Origin of the sequence: Streptomyces sp. NPDC015345 (genome assembly GCF_043078805.1) — a bacterium.
GTDB lineage: Bacteria > Actinomycetota > Actinomycetes > Streptomycetales > Streptomycetaceae > Streptomyces.
The window spans coordinates 1,038,502-1,051,805 of sequence record NZ_JBIBTX010000002.1 but is presented as its reverse complement, the minus strand read 5'-3'; the positions used below and the strand labels follow the sequence as shown (position 1 = coordinate 1,051,805).

The 13,304-nt window shown below is 72.1% G+C and carries 17 protein-coding genes; 4 read left to right on the top strand and 13 right to left on the bottom strand.

Annotated features, from left to right (window positions below; genetic code table 11):
* Positions 1 to 15: 15 nt before the first annotated feature.
* On the top strand, positions 16 to 1,548 hold the full coding sequence (locus ACF062_RS10905; protein ID WP_392137411.1) for an ABC1 kinase family protein: 1,533 nt from the start codon (positions 16 to 18) through the stop codon (positions 1,546 to 1,548).
* Between the two features lie 37 nt (positions 1,549 to 1,585).
* Here ACF062_RS10905 and ACF062_RS10900 read toward each other — a convergent pair whose 3' ends face one another.
* The 11 genes from ACF062_RS10900 to ligD all read right to left on the bottom strand — a co-directional run bounded on the left by ACF062_RS10900 (position 1,586) and on the right by ligD (position 8,145).
* Complete coding sequence (locus tag ACF062_RS10900) at positions 1,586 to 1,849, bottom strand: gas vesicle protein K (RefSeq protein ID WP_320591881.1); 264 nt, start codon at positions 1,847 to 1,849, stop codon at positions 1,586 to 1,588.
* 96 nt (positions 1,850 to 1,945) lie between these two features.
* Positions 1,946 to 2,134 carry a gas vesicle protein gene (locus tag ACF062_RS10895; protein ID WP_219688115.1) on the bottom strand — a complete coding sequence of 63 codons (189 nt, stop codon included), beginning with the start codon at positions 2,132 to 2,134 and terminating at the stop codon, positions 1,946 to 1,948.
* Positions 2,131 to 2,970, bottom strand: a complete 840-nt coding sequence (locus tag ACF062_RS10890; RefSeq protein WP_392137410.1) for a GvpL/GvpF family gas vesicle protein — start codon at positions 2,968 to 2,970, stop codon at positions 2,131 to 2,133. The genes ACF062_RS10895 and ACF062_RS10890 overlap by 4 nt, the downstream gene beginning before the upstream one ends.
* Positions 2,954 to 3,310 carry a gas vesicle protein gene (locus tag ACF062_RS10885; RefSeq protein ID WP_223777909.1) on the bottom strand — a complete coding sequence of 119 codons (357 nt, stop codon included), beginning with the start codon at positions 3,308 to 3,310 and terminating at the stop codon, positions 2,954 to 2,956. The genes ACF062_RS10890 and ACF062_RS10885 overlap by 17 nt, the downstream gene beginning before the upstream one ends.
* Positions 3,307 to 4,518 (bottom strand): SRPBCC family protein, encoded by a 1,212-nt coding sequence (locus ACF062_RS10880; protein ID WP_392137409.1) that lies wholly within the window; start codon positions 4,516 to 4,518, stop codon positions 3,307 to 3,309. The genes ACF062_RS10885 and ACF062_RS10880 overlap by 4 nt, the downstream gene beginning before the upstream one ends.
* Entirely contained in the window at positions 4,511 to 5,278 is a 768-nt protein-coding gene (locus tag ACF062_RS10875; RefSeq protein ID WP_392137408.1) for a DNA primase, read from the bottom strand. Before ACF062_RS10875 ends, ACF062_RS10880 begins: the two co-directional genes overlap by 8 nt.
* Positions 5,275 to 5,520, bottom strand: a complete 246-nt coding sequence (locus ACF062_RS10870; protein WP_223777906.1) for a gas vesicle protein GvpG — start codon at positions 5,518 to 5,520, stop codon at positions 5,275 to 5,277. The genes ACF062_RS10875 and ACF062_RS10870 overlap by 4 nt, the downstream gene beginning before the upstream one ends.
* 22 nt (positions 5,521 to 5,542) lie before the next feature.
* Positions 5,543 to 6,283, bottom strand: coding sequence for a GvpL/GvpF family gas vesicle protein (locus ACF062_RS10865; protein ID WP_392137407.1), 741 nt, complete (start codon positions 6,281 to 6,283; stop codon positions 5,543 to 5,545).
* Entirely contained in the window at positions 6,280 to 6,711 is a 432-nt protein-coding gene (locus tag ACF062_RS10860; protein ID WP_223777904.1) for a gas vesicle structural protein GvpA, read from the bottom strand. Before ACF062_RS10860 ends, ACF062_RS10865 begins: the two co-directional genes overlap by 4 nt.
* Positions 6,712 to 6,768: 57 nt before the next feature.
* On the bottom strand, positions 6,769 to 7,125 hold the full coding sequence (locus tag ACF062_RS10855; RefSeq protein ID WP_392137406.1) for a gas vesicle protein: 357 nt from the start codon (positions 7,123 to 7,125) through the stop codon (positions 6,769 to 6,771).
* Between the two features lie 81 nt (positions 7,126 to 7,206).
* Positions 7,207 to 8,145, bottom strand: coding sequence for a non-homologous end-joining DNA ligase (ligD, locus tag ACF062_RS10850; protein WP_392137405.1), 939 nt, complete (start codon positions 8,143 to 8,145; stop codon positions 7,207 to 7,209).
* 290 nt (positions 8,146 to 8,435) lie between these two features.
* Here ligD and ACF062_RS10845 point away from each other — a divergent pair, with 290 nt between their 5' ends.
* A complete protein-coding gene (locus tag ACF062_RS10845) occupies positions 8,436 to 8,996 on the top strand; it encodes a hypothetical protein (RefSeq protein WP_392137404.1) in 561 nt (186 codons plus the stop codon).
* Positions 8,997 to 9,020: 24 nt separating this feature from the next.
* Here ACF062_RS10845 and ACF062_RS10840 read toward each other — a convergent pair whose 3' ends face one another.
* Complete coding sequence (locus tag ACF062_RS10840; protein WP_392137712.1) at positions 9,021 to 10,958, bottom strand: transketolase; 1,938 nt, start codon at positions 10,956 to 10,958, stop codon at positions 9,021 to 9,023.
* Between the two features lie 370 nt (positions 10,959 to 11,328).
* Here ACF062_RS10840 and ACF062_RS10835 point away from each other — a divergent pair, with 370 nt between their 5' ends.
* On the top strand, positions 11,329 to 12,426 hold the full coding sequence (locus ACF062_RS10835) for an enolase C-terminal domain-like protein (RefSeq protein WP_392137403.1): 1,098 nt from the start codon (positions 11,329 to 11,331) through the stop codon (positions 12,424 to 12,426).
* 71 nt (positions 12,427 to 12,497) lie between these two features.
* Here the strand turns inward: ACF062_RS10835 and ACF062_RS10830 are convergent, their stop codons facing one another.
* Positions 12,498 to 13,010 (bottom strand): phage holin family protein, encoded by a 513-nt coding sequence (locus ACF062_RS10830; RefSeq protein WP_392137402.1) that lies wholly within the window; start codon positions 13,008 to 13,010, stop codon positions 12,498 to 12,500.
* A gap of 162 nt (positions 13,011 to 13,172) precedes the next feature.
* Between ACF062_RS10830 and ACF062_RS10825 the strand changes: the two genes are divergently transcribed.
* Entirely contained in the window at positions 13,173 to 13,250 is a 78-nt protein-coding gene (locus ACF062_RS10825; RefSeq protein WP_370443954.1) for a 50S ribosomal protein bL37, read from the top strand.
* Positions 13,251 to 13,304 lie beyond the last annotated feature (54 nt).

The window sequence follows — 13,304 nt, the reverse complement described above, 5'->3', positions numbered from 1 at the left end:
CGAGGGGCAGCGGTCATGGAGGCGGTAAGGGGCGTTCATGTGGTCCGGCTTGCCGGACTGCTCGCGCACGACGTGCTCACGGCACGGGACGGAGCCGACGCGGCCGCGGGCAAGGAGGAGGCGCACCGCCGCCGGGCGCGGCGGATCCGGGAGACGATGGAGGCGCTGGGGCCCTTCTACGTCAAGGTCGGGCAGGTGCTCGCCACCCGGCCGGATCTGGTCTCCGGCGCCCTGACGGCGGAGCTTGAGCGGCTGCACGGCACGGTGACGGCCGCGCCGTTCGCCGTTCTTGAGCCGGTCCTGGAGCGGGAACTGGGCCGCGGCTGGCGGCGGTTGTTCCGCGAGGTCGACACCGGCCGGCCCTGCGGTTCCGCGTCCCTGGCGCAGGCGTACCCGGTGGTGCTGCACGACGGCAGCCATGCGGTGCTCAAGGTGCAGCGGCCCGGGATCGAGGGCCGGATGCGGGCGGACATGGCGGCGCTGAGGCGGGCGGCCCGCATGACGGGGCGGGCGGTCCCCCGGCTGGCGGAGGTGCTTGACCTGGACGCGGTTCTCCAGGGCATCTTCGACTGCATGCGCCCCGAGCTGGACTTCACCGCCGAGGCAGCCCACATGGAGGCCGGGCGCCGGGCGGCCGAGGGCTTCACGTACCTCACGGTGCCCGAGGTGCGGCGGGCCGGGCGGCGGGTGCTGATCCAGAGCGTGGCCCCCGGGCGGGCGCTCAGCGCGGGGGCGGCGGGCGACCTGTGCGAGGAGCAGCGTGAGCGGGTGGGCGCGGAACTCCTCAAGTACATGTACCGGGGCTACTTCGTCGAGCACTTCTTTCACGCCGATCCCCACCCGGGCAACGTCTTCCTGCACCCCGGGACAGGGGCGACCCTCATCGACTGGGGAATGGCCGGACGCATCGACCGGCACACCGGAACGCTGGGAGCGCTCGCGTTCGCCGCCATCGCCCAGAACGACGCGCGCGGGCTGGCCGCCGCCTGGCTCGAACTCGGCCGGTCGACCCCGCGCACGGACCTGCCGGGTTTCCGTGACGATCTCACGCGTCTCGTACCGCGGTTGGCCATGAGCCGGCTCGAAGACATGGACTTCGGCGCGGCCCTGTCCACGATTCTGCGCTGCGCCGCCCGGCGCGGGATCCACACCAACCCCATGATCGGCATGCTGGGCAAGTCCATGGCCAACGTCGAGGGCACGGTGCGCGGCATGGCCCCGGGCCTGTCGGCCACCGAGGTGTTCCGGGAAGCGCTGATGGACGTCATGGGCGAACTGGCCCGGCAGCACCTGTCACAGGATCAGGTGGCCCGCCGGGGGGTGGAGTTGCTGGCGGTCGGTGACAGCGCCATGAACGAGGCGCGGGCCGCGCTGCGGGTGCTCGGCGGCCAGGAGAGCACCGTGCGCGGGAACCCCTCGCCCCGTCACGGTACCGGCGGTGCGGGGCGCGGCGGCCCCCTCGGGGGCTACGGCGCCGCGGCTCAGTGGGCGCTCGCCGTGTGGGCGGTGCACCGGGTGACGCGCCAGGCCCCCCGACGCTGGACGTAGCACCCGGGATGCGGCGGGGCCGTGGGCGGGACGGCGGTCAGTCCCGGGGCAGCAGGGGGCCCAGCGGGCCGAGGTCCAGATTCAGGTCCTCGGCCCGCAGCCCGTACCGGTCCCGCAGCTCCGCCATCCGGTCCTCCAGGAGCATCAGGGTCAGCCCGATGCGCTCCTCCTGGTCCTCGGTCAGGTCACCGGTGTCGAAGCGGCGCACGGCCTGGCGCTCCATGAGCTGCCGCAGGAGCTCGATGATGGTCAGGACCAGCTTCACCAGGTCCCGCTCCACCGTGTCCGGGTCGAGGTCCATGCGGGTGCGGTTGCCGCGGCCCGTCTCCGTTTCCGCGTCCGTGCGCTCGTCCGTGAGGTCACTGGGCTCGGGCTCGGGCTCAGTGGACTCCATGGGTCACTCCAATTCCGGCCACGGTGAGGGCACTTGCTCGTTCACGGAGCTGATCAGGGCGTTCAGGTCGATGCGTACGAGGTCCACGTCCGCGATCCGCAGCGTGATGTCACCCGTGATGACGACCCCGCCCGCGAGGAGGCGGTCGAGCAGGTCGACCAGGGCTATCTCCCGGCGCTCGACGACCGTCATCGCGAGCGCTCCGTTCCCCCGGCGGCGGGCTCGTCGCCGGTCGCGTCATCGGTGGTGAAGGAGTAGGCCGCCCAGGGTCCCGTCAGCTCCACCCGCAGGCCCGACGACTCCCGCTCCTCGTCCTTCGTCTCGTCCACGAGTTCGACGAATTCCTCGGAGTGCGCACGGGGCACCAGATAGGCGGCGTTGAGGATGTTCTGCCCGGGCGCCTTGGAGAGCGCCGAGTTCTGCGGGGCGTGCAGCCGGGCATCGTCGGCCCGCCGCGCCAGCTTCTCGTGCAGCCCCTGGGCGAAGGCCTCGGCCCGCTGCCGGCCCTCCTCCTGGGCCGTCTGGCGGCTGCGCCGCTGACGCAGGTAGTCGCGGCCCGTACGCGGCTTGTCCGGCGCCGGAGCCGACGTCCCGGCGGACCGCTCGCGCGACGGATCCTCGCTCTCCAGATGGACCTTGACACCCCACTCCACGCACCCGTCGATCCGCTCCAGCACACGCCGGAAGCGGTCCGCGCCCTCCTGGAGCATGGTGCGTACGCCGCTGTCGTCCCGGAAGACGGTCGCGAGCCGCAGCGGCAGCGGGCAGGTGACGCTGGTGAGCGCCGCGATCACCCGCTGATGGGCGCGGGCCGTGTCGGCGAGCCAGTCCAGGTCCTCCAGGTGCCTGCGCAGCGGCTCCTCCGCGAAGTCCCGCTCCGGCACCGGGCCCACGACGGCGATGAGGCCCTCATGGGCGAGCTGGCGGGGCGGCACGCCGCCGACCCCGGTCAGGTCGGCGGCGAGCGGCGCGTCCAGCGGGCGGCAGACCGCGTAGACGTAGCGCAGTTCCTCACTCGCGAGGCTCACGTGACTCCTTCTCGGCGGGGGCCAGGGCTGCCTGGGACTCCAGTTCCTCCAGCCGCCGCCTCAGCTCGGCGTTCTCCTGGGAGAGCTCCTTGTGGCGCGCGCCGGACGACAGCGCCGGGTCCTGCTCCCACCAGTCGATGCCCATCTCCTTGGCCTTGTCGACCGAGGCGACGATGAGGCGCAGCTTGATGGTGAGCAGTTCTATGTCGAGCAGGTTGATCTTGATGTCGCCGGCGATGACCACACCCTTGTCCAGGACGCGTTCGAGGATGTCGGCGAGGTTGGCTCCGCTGCCACCGCCGCCGTAGGGACCGGGCAGTCCCCCCGCGGACGAAGTCATCGACGCCCCCGTCCGGCACCGGCCGAATCGGCGTACTCGCGATGCTTGTCCTCGTCGGCGTCGGCTTCGGCTTCGTCCTCATACTCGTCGGCGTCGGCTTCGGCGTCTGCGTCGGTCTCGCGCTCGTCGGCCTCGTCGGCCTCGACGTCCTCGGCCTCGATGTCGTCGTCGTACTCGTCCTCCGGCTCGTCGTCCGCCTCGGCCTCGTCCTCGGCCTGGTCGTCGTATTCGCCCTCCGGCTCGTCCTCGAACTCCTCGTCCGGCTCGCCGTCCTCTTCCTCGTACTCGGCGTCCGTGTCGGCGTCGCGTTCGTCCCGGCCCTCGGGCTCCATGGACTCCTCGGACGACTCCTCGGACTCCTCGGGCTCTTCGGACTCCTCCTCGGCCACGGCGTCCTCGTGGCTGCGGACGACCTCGCCGTCGCGGATCTCGCCGCGCCAGCCGTCGCTCGCCTCGCCGCGCAGCGAGATGTGCCGGGCGAAGTGCTTGAGGTCCAGGCGTGCCCTGCGGCCCTGGGCGCGCCAGATGTTGCCGGTCTTCTCGAAGAGACCCTTCGGGTAGTACTCGATGACCAGCAGCACCCGGGTGAGGTTCTCCGCGAGCGCGTGGAAGGTCACGACGCCCTTCGTGGACCCCTTGGCGCCCTCCGACGTCCAGGTGATCCGCTGGTCCGGCACCTGCTCCGTGGTGTGCGCCTTCCAACTGCGGCTGGACCAGAAGACCTTGGCCTTCCAGTCGGAGTCCGTGTCGTTCGCCACGGTGACGCTCTTGACGCCCTTGGCGAAGGTGGAGAACTCCTGGTACTGGGTCCACTGGTCGTACGCCTCACGGACCGGGACGCCGACATCGACGTACTCCAGGATGACCGTGGGCTTCTGGCCCGCGCCGCCCTTCTTGCGCTTGCCGCCGCCGATGCCCTTGACGGCCTCGGTGACCTTGTCCTTGAGGTGGCTGCCGCCCAGTTCGAGCGCGCCGCGCACCGGTCCCTTGCCCTCGGCGACCTTCTTGCCCGCGTTCAGCGCGAGCTTGCCGAAGCCGGGGCTCTTGCCGTCCGCGATGTCGTTCAGCTTGACGGTGGCGTCGCCGAGCCGGTGGCCCACGCCGACGAGCACGCGCTCGACCTGGGCCATGAGGTAGGCCTGTGCCTCCTCCTTCAGGCGGTCGGCGGCGGGGCTGCGCGTGATGTCCTTCAGGGGTGACTCAGCCATGGTCGCGGCCTCCCTTCGCCCTGCCGCCCGTGCGGGCCGCCGACGCGGTCTTCTTCTGGGCGGTCTTCGCGTTCTGGGCGGTCTTCGCGGCGGTCTTGCGCGCGGGCTTCTGGGCCGTCTTGCGGCCCGTCTCCCGGGTGGACTTCCGGGCGGTCTGCTGGGCGGTCTTCTTCGCCGGGGCCTTCTTCGCGGCCGTCTTCTTCGCAGCGGTTCCGCGCGCGGCGCGTGACGCCGGTTTCCGGGCGGACGGCTTCTTGTCCGTGTCGCCGTCCGAGTCGCCGTCCGAGTCGTCGCCCTGGTCCTCGTCCCTGCTCTCGCTCTGATCCTCGTCCCTGTCCTCGTCCAAGTCAGGGTCGGTTTCGGCGTCGGCTTCGCCGTCCGCCTCGTCGTCCTCGCCCTCGTCCTCATCCCTCGTCGTCGCGCCCTTGGCGCCCTCCGGCACCACACCGGAGATGCGGTCCTGGACGTCGAGCGTGCGGTCGTGCAGCCGGTCGGCGAGACCTTCCAGCTGCCGGTTGAGGAGGGAGCCGGTGGCCGCCTTGCCCACGCCCCGCAGGTCCTGCCGGAGCTGGTCGCCGATCTCCTTGAACTGCGGGTTGTTCTCCAGCTGTTGGGTCACCAGCGACCCCAGCGCCTTCGGGCTCAGGTTCAGCTTCTTGCCGGCGACCATCGTGCCCACGGCGAACGCGAACTTCGCCTTCTTCGTGCGGCCGAGGACATATCCCGCGCCCACGGCCAGGCCCATTGCCATTCGGTTCATTGTCTGAAGTCCTGTCCTGTGCTGTGTTGCAGCCGGTCGAGGAGCTCGTCCTCGGCCCGCTCGAACTCGTCCTCGTCGATCTCGCCCGACTCAAGGAGTTCCTCGAGCCGGGCGAGTTCACGACGGATGGCCGAGGGGTCGTAGTACTGCCGCTCCGCCTCGTCGACCACCTGCCTCAGCACCCAGAGGGAGCCGCGGGCCGGGGCCAGGGGCAGCAGGAGCAGTTCTCCGAGCAGTCCCATGCCGTCACTCCCGTCACTGCTGTCACTCCGCGGGCTCGGCGGGCCCCGGGTCGACGAAGCTGTACGGCGGCAGCGGCCCGTGCACCTTGAGGTCCAGGTGCGGCTGCGTGGACTTGAGTTCCTCCACCGCGGCGACGAAGCCGTCGGCTGCCTTGCGGCTCACAAGGAACGAGACGTTGGCGAGCCAGCCGGTGCCCTCAGGGCCCTCGGCGACCGCTTCGGCCGCCGGTTCCAGCGCGCGCCGCACCTCGACGGAGTCGCTGGCCTCGCGGGCCCGCACCGCGGAGGTGACCGCCTCGCCGAGCTTCAGCTTCTGCTCGTGGCTGCCGCCGCCCTCGCGCTGGTTGGCCTCCACCATGGCCCGCAGCTCCGGGTTCTCCGCGAGAACCTGGTGCAGCACGGCCTGTTCGTCGTGCGAGGCCTTCACGTTGTACTCGACCCTGCCGTCGAGGGTGCGCAGCCGCTCCGCATAGTGGTCGGCCCGCTCTCCGAGGACGCTGACGACGGTCTCGTCGTCCGGCGCGAGGCTGCCGAAGCGCATGGGGAGCACGGAGCCCGCGGCGCCCGCCTCCGACAGCACGTTCTGGTGGGCGAGCAGGTCACGCCGCTTGGGCTTGAGGTCCTCGGGGGCGTCGCTGACGATCGCGGCGAGGTCACCCTGCTTGAGGATGCGCACCGGGCACGCCGGCTTCCCGATGCCTTCCATGCCGTCCGGCAGGCCCGGATGGGATGCGGCGGCGATGCCGTAGACGTAGGTCGTCACTCCTTCTCCTCCTTCCGGCGAGAGGTCGTGGAACGCCGGGCCCTCGGACGGTCCTCGGTCTGGCGCTGGCCTTCCTCACGGGACTGCTTGAAGGCGTCCGATATGGTCTCGGCCGCCCCGGAGAGCGCGCCCTTGGACTTGCCCTTGGCGCCGGACTCCGTGATCTCGCCCACGAGGTCGGGCAGGCCCGGGTCCTTCTTCGGCCCGGATTCCAGGTCGAGGCGGTTGCACGCCTCGGCGAAACGCAGATAGGTGTCGACGCTCGCGACGACGACACGGACGTCGACCTTCAGGATCTCGATGCCGACGAGTGAGACGCGTACGAAGGCGTCGATGACGAGTCCTCGGTCGAGGATGAGCTCCACGACGTCGTACAGGCCGCTGGAGCCGCCTCCGCCGCCGGACTGTTGTGCCGGGACCACGGTCATACCGACTGTGCCTCCTTGCTTGTCCGTGCTTCTCTTTGCCTGGCTGTCTTGCTCTGCCTATTTCTTGTGCGGGTCCGAACGTCCGCGCTCGTACCGGCGGATCCGCCGGTAGCCGGTGAGTTCACCCTGCGGATCGAGCCTCACCTCGTAGCTCGCGAGCAGGCTCATCGTGTCGGGGACACGGGCGAGTTCGAGGACCTCGATCTCCAACAGCCAGCCCTCCTCGGTGCGTTCGAAGGACGACACCGATTCGGCCGTCATGCCGGTGAGTTCGGCGAGCTGGGTCTGGGCGGCCCGCAGAACCGCCATCGGACCCGGCAGTTCGTTCTGTTCGTTCTGTTCGTTCTCTTGGTTCTGTTCGTTCTCTTGGTTCTGTTGGTTCTGCTCTGTCGTCTTACGTGGTGTATTGGCCATGTCCACCTCCCGGTACGTGTGTCCCGACGGCCCTTGGCCAAACCCCGCCGTTCCGTATCCGCGGCCGGGGGACGGGCGTGTTCAGCCGCGCAGGGCGCTCAGCTTGCGGCGGGCCGGTCCAAGGGCGCGTCCGGTACGTGGGACGCCGGCCCACGGGTCGGAGCGGGCCTGCTCCACGGCGTTCTCGATGGTCCAGCGGCGGGCGTGCACGGCCGGGTCGTCGAGCTGCTCCCAGGCGATCGGTACGGCCACCGGCGCATCCGGCGCGGCGCGTACGGAGAAGGGGGCGACGGCGGTCTGCGCATACCCGTTGCGCTGCACGTCGAGGTAGAGCCGGTCGCCGCGCGCCTCTTTTCGGGCGGCCGTGGTGAAGCGCTCGGGGTGAGCGGCGGCGAGGGTGTCGGCGACGTCCTTGGCGAAGTCGCGTACTTCATCGAAGTCTTGGTGGCCGTTGAGGGGCACCACGACGTGCAGTCCGCGTGAGCCCGTCGTCATCAGGGCCGAGAACAGGCCCATGTGGTCGAGGAGTTCACCGAGCAGCCGGGCCGCGTCGCGCACGGCGCCGAAATCGTCCTCGGCGGGATCGAGGTCGAAGACCAGCCGGTCGGGGTGGTCGATCCTGCCGGTGCGCGAGAGCCAGCGGTGCAGGGTCAGGCAGGCCTGGTCGGCGAGGAAGAGCAGGGTCGCGGTGTCGTCGCACACGGTGTGGGTGACGGTGCCGCCCTGCTTGGCGACCTCGGCGCGGGTGATCCAGTCCGGGTAGTGCTCCGGGGTTTCCTTCTGCATGAAGCGGGGGCCGTCGACGCCGTCGGGGTGGCGCTCCAGCATCAGGGGGCGGCCGCGCAGGTGGGGCAGCATGAAAGGGGCGACGGACCGGTAGTAGTCGAAGAGATCCGCTTTGGTGTAGCCCGGGTCGGTGCGGGCCGGGGCGTCGGCGTCGCGGGCCGGGAAGAGGATCTTCTCCGGCCGGTGGAGTGCCACGGTGCGGCGGCCGACCCGCACCGTCCGTGCGTCGTTCATGGGAGGTTCCCTTCGCTCGGTCCGTCAGGTCGGACGGGCCGGGCGGGTACCCGGAGGCCGCCCCGGTAGTCGCCCTGGCCCCCCGGGCGCGGTGGTGTTCACCCAGGTCGGGAGGGTGGCTGGCCCTACCCGGAATCCGGGGGGCGGCGGGCGTGTCCCAAGGCGCCCGGCCCGGAAGGATCGACGGCATCGCACAGTCGTCGCATCCCGGTTCGGCGACCGCCGGACCTCGGCACCACGCCATCGCGCCATCACGCCACCCAACAGCGACCCCGCAGTGAGGCAACGCCATGACACACGCCCCCGAGTCACGCCCCCGCCACGCCGGCCCGCCTCGCCCCCGCCCGCGCTCCCAGGACCCGCGCCCGCTGCCCCGGATGCTGCCGGGAGCCGACGAGCCGTCGGCGCCCACCACCGTCAGGGCGGCCTTCGCGCTCTGGCTCACCGCGGTCGCCGCCGGCGTCTTCGAGACAGTGCTCGCGGTCATCAGGGCGATGACGGACGGCGACGCGTCCACCGGCGACCTCGCGGGCGGCCTCGCGCTGCGCGTCGCTGTGTACTCGGCGGTCGTACTGGTCGCGGTGCGGATGCGGCGCGGCGGGAACGGCGCACGGCTGGCCCTTGCGGGCGTGCTCGGCGTCTTCGGCACGCTGTCCCTGGTGATCGAACCCGTCCGGTGGCTCGCCGACGGGCATGCGCTCGGCGCCGCCATCCGCGACCTCGGAGCGGTCGACGTACTGTTCGGCGGGAGCCGCGCGCTGCATGTGGCGGCCGTACTCGCTGCGGTGGCCCTGATGTTCCGTCCCTCGGCGAACGCGTGGTTCAGGGCGGCCCGCCGCCCCCGCCCCTGACGGCGGCGCCGCCCGGCGGCCGTGTCAGCGCACCACCGCCTCCTCCACCAGGAGCCGCGCCGCCGCCGCGATCGACTGGGCGTCGATGCCCGCCGCGCGCAGCTGCTCCTCGGGCGACGCCGAGCCCGGCATCGTACGGACGGCGAGCCGCACCAGGCGCGGCACGGGAGAGCCGTCGGTGAACGCGTCGAGGACCGCGTCGCCGAGGCCGCCCTCCTCGCGGTGGTCCTCGACGGTGACGAGGCAGCCGGTCTGTTCGGCCGCCTCGCGCAGGGTGCGCCGGTCGACGGGCTTGACGGAGTACAGGTCGATGACGCGCACCGCGATGCCCTGGCCTTCGAGCAGCTCCGCGGCGGACAGCGCCTCGTGGAGGGTCACTCCGGCGGCGACGAGCGTGAGCCGGTCCGCGTCGCTGGAACGCAGGACCTTGGAGCCGCCGATGGGGAACTCCTCGTTGGGGCCGTAGATGACGGGCGTGGCCCCGCGCGACGTACGCAGGTAGCGCACGCCGTCGAGTTCGGCCATCTGGGCGATGAGCCGCCCGGTCTGGTGGGCGTCGCACGGGTACAGGACGGTGGAGCCGTGTACCGCGCGGAAGAGCGCCAGGTCCTCCAGGCCCATCTGGGAGGGGCCGTCCTCGCCGATGGCGACGCCCGCGTGCGAGCCGACGAGGTTGATGCCCGAACCGCTGATCGCCGCCATCCGTACGAAGTCGTGGGCACGGGTGAGGAACGCCGCGAACGTCGTCGCGTACGGCACCCAGCCGCGCGCCGCGAGGCCGACGGCGGAGGCGACGAGCTGCTGTTCGGCGATGTAGCACTCGAAGTACCGCTCGGGGTGTTCCTTGGCGAAGTACTCCGTGCGCGTGGAGTCGCCGACCTCGCCGTCGACGGCCACCACGTCGCCGCGCGCGCTGCCCAGCGCGGTGAGCGCCTGACCGTAGGCGTCGCGGGTGGCGACGTCCTCGCCCACCTCGTGGCGGGGCAGTTCGAGGTGGCCGCTGCGCACCGTGTGCATGGTCCGCGCCGCGGCGGGCTTGCGCACCTCCACGTTCACCTCGCGTACGCCGCCCAGCTCCTCGATGGCCTCTTCGGCGTCCGGCAGCGGCTTGCCGTGCTTGCCCTCGCGGTCCTCCACGGCGGCGACGCCCTTGCCCTTGCGGGTGCGGGCGAGGATCACGGTCGGCTGCCCTGCGGTGGAGCCCGCCTCCTGGCAGGCGCGGTCGATGGCGTCGACGTCGTGGCCGTCGATCTCGACGACGTGCCAGTCGAAGGCCTTGAAGCGGTCCGCGTAGGCCTTGAGGTTCCACTCGTGGCGGGTCGGGCCGCGCTGGCCGAGGCGGTTGACGTCGACGATCGCGGTCAGGTTGTCGAGGTGTTCGAACCCGGCGTGCTCGGCCGCCTCCCAGATGGAGCCCTCGGCCAGTTCGCTGTCGCCGCACATCACCCAGACGCGGTAGGGGATCCGTTCGAGCCGCTTGCCCGAGAGCGCCATGCCGACGGCGACGGGGAGGCCCTGCCCGAGCGAGCCCGTGGCGACCTCGACCCAGGGCAGGGCGCGGGGCGTCGGATGCCCCTGGAGGCGGCTGCCCTCCTTGCGGAAGGTCAGCAGTTCGTCGTCGGTGAGGGCGCCGGCCGCCTTGTACGCCGCGTAGAGCAGCGGTGAGGCGTGGCCCTTGGAGAGGATGAAGCGGTCGTTGCCCGGATGGTCGGGGCGGTCGAAGTCGTAGCGGAGGTGGCGGCCGAGGAGCACCGCCATCAGGTCGGCCGCGGACATCGAGGAGGTGGGGTGCCCGGAGCCGGCGGCGGCCGCGGCACGGACCGAGTCGACGCGCAGCTGCTGGGCGAGGGCGGCGAGTTCATCGCTGTTCAGTTCACTGCTTTTCAGATCGCTGCTGGTCATGGGGGGTCTCCTTGGTGTGCGGCGGCCTCCGGGGCGCGGAGGTACGGCTCCAGGAGCCAGTCTGCGGGGGCGCTCACACGCTCGCCCGGCGTGGCCGCCCAGGTGGGAGGTCGGAACCTCCCGCGTGCCCGGCCCGGCGGGCACCAAACTCGGGGGCGGGCAGGCGCGCGGGGGGCCGGGGCGGTGCGCGTTCGGGCCTGCCCGCGGGGGTGTCGAAATCCGAGGTCGGCACCGCTGCGGACGCTGTTTGTCGCCGCTCCTCGGGGTTACCCGAAGCCGTATCCGACCAGCTCCGCCCACCGCACCGGAGGCACCCTTCCGTGCCCTCGGCCGCCGCGCCCTGCCCGCCCCCCTCCCCCGCTCCTCCGGGTGTTCGCCCCGTACGGCCACCGCATCCCCGCGCCATGAACCATGAACCGAGGAAGTCCAGATGAAGGACGCAGTCTCCATCGAACGGCCCGTCGTCTCCGCGTACACGGTGCCCGCGGACGCGCCAGAGGCGGACGGCACCTTCGCCTGGGACACGACGACGGTCGTCATCGTCGAGATCACCGCGGGCGACGCGACGGGCACCGGCTGGACCTACGCACCCGTTTCCGTCGCCGCCCTGGTCGACGAGCAGCTGACCCCGGTCATCGTGGGGCGCGACGCCCTCGACGTGCCCGCCGCGCACGACGCCATGGTGCAGGCGGTCCGCAACACCGGCCGCCCCGGTGCCGCGGCCTGCGCGATCTCGGCGGTCGACATCGCCCTGTGGGACCTGAAGGCCCGCCTCCTGGAGCTGCCTCTCGTACGCCTCCTCGGGGCGGCCCGCGACGAGGTGCCCGTCTACGGCAGCGGCGGCTTCACCACGTACCACGACACGCATCTGGCGGCGCAGCTCAACGGCTGGGTGCACGGTCAGCGCATCCCGCGCGTCAAGATCAAGGTCGGGGAGCGCTGGGGGCGGGCGGCGGCCCGTGACGTGTCACGGGTCCGCACCGCGCGTGAAGTCATCGGGCCCCAGGCCGAGTTGTACGTCGACGCCAACGGCGGCTACACGCGCAAGCAGGCGGTGCGGGTGGGCAGGGTGCTCGCCGAGCACGGCGTGGGCTGGTTCGAGGAACCGGTGTCCTCGGACGACCTGCAAGGGCTCGCGCAGGTCAGGGACGCGCTGGTGTGTGACGTGACGGCGGGCGCGTACGGCTACGACCTGCCCTACTTCGCGCGCATGATCCCCTCCGTGGACTGCCTTCAGGTCGACGCGACGCGCTGCGGCGGTCTGACGGAGTGGTTACGCGCGGCGGCCCTGGCGCAGGCGCACGGCCTGGAGGTCTCGGCACTGGGCGCGCCGCACGCGCATGCCGCGGTCGCCGCGTGCGTGCCCAATCTGCGACACGTCGAGTGGTTCCACGACCATGTGCGGATCGAGTCGATGTTCTTCGACGGCGCGCTGGACCCGACCGGCGGCGTGGTCCGCCCCGAGGGCGGCGTCGGGCTCGGCCTGGAGCTGCGCACGGACGAGGTGGAGGAGTTCCGGGTGGTGTGAACACCCGCTCACCCGGGGGGCCGGTCCGGGGCGTGCGATGCGTGCCGCAGCCGCCCGCGGGAAGTGTCTGTTCAGCGCTCCCCCCGCTCCCCGTCACCTCCGCCCGGCGTCTGCCGGGGGACGGTGGGGGCCGCGGACGGCATCGGCGGGGCCTCGGGGGCGGAGGGACCGCCCTGGGGGGCGCCGGGGGCGGTGAGGCCGTCCGGGGCGAGGCCGGGGGCGACCGGTATGCCGGCCGCGGGGTCCGCGTACCGGCCGGCGTCGGGGCGCCCCGCACGCGGTCGTGCCGCGTTGCGCAGCAGCAGCGCCGCGACGCCGAGCAGCGCGGCCACGATCAGGGCCGCCGCCCAGCCCGGCAGGGCGAGGGCCAGGGCGAGCCCGGCGGCGAGTGCGACCGCGGCACCCGCGTAGAGCGCGGTGGCGCCCGACGCGGCGTACAGCGTGGCCTTGCGCCGCTGCTTCTTGGTCTGCTCGCGGAATTCCTCGCGCAGTTCGCTGCGGATCGTACGGACCAGCTCGTCGGTCAGGGCCTTGTCGAACGGCTGTTTGTCGAGGCCGGTCAGAGGTTTCTCGGGGCCAGTCATGGCCGCCGGGTACCCGAAGGCCCCGGCCGGTAACGGCACGCCACGGCGCGGCACGCGGCGGCGTGACGCAGGCCACACCTTGGCGGGTTCGCCGACTGGGTAGGCGGCGCGTGATCGCCTGGGTCCGCACCCGGGAAGCACCACAGATACACGGAGGTATCCATGTCCTCGAAGCGACGCCGCAAGAAGAAGGCCCGCCGCAAGAACGGCGCGAACCACGGCAGCCGTCCCCAGTCCTGAACGGCGGGCGAGACGGTCGGAGGGCGGCACCGGACGGTGCCGCCCTCCATCGCG